This is a genomic window from Desulfovibrio sp. OH1186_COT-070, from assembly GCF_003860215.1.
GTDB lineage: Bacteria > Desulfobacterota > Desulfovibrionia > Desulfovibrionales > Desulfovibrionaceae > Desulfovibrio.
On record NZ_RQYH01000230.1, the window covers coordinates 1 to 348 of the forward strand.

Genomic DNA, 348 nt, shown 5'->3' on the forward strand with positions numbered 1-348 from the left:
AAAGTGAAGGTTCCCCTTCACCTAATTAACTTCTATATTAGCAAGCTTAGAGTCAACAATATTACCCTTAATATTTAAAATTTGATCGAGTTTATAACTATTTTTAGTTTTTATTGTTATTACACTACCCGACTCAACATGCTTACTGTCCGAAACTAAAACTCTTATTTCAACTAAATTTCCATCACTTTCAGATGTTATTGAAATAACTTTTCCCGTCATTTCTACAATATTAAAATTTGTATTGACAGTACTACTTGCATTTGAGCTCAAAATTGTAATATATATAATCTCTCCGTCCTTTATCTTAGCAGATACATTTTTATCTTTTAAAGTAGATAATTCAGG

General features: G+C 28.4%; 1 protein-coding gene. It reads right to left on the reverse strand.

Annotated features, from left to right (window positions below):
* Positions 1–21 precede the first annotated feature (21 nt).
* Positions 22–348 (reverse strand): hypothetical protein (locus EII23_RS13085; protein WP_185702422.1); only part of this gene is annotated, 327 nt, incomplete at its 5' end.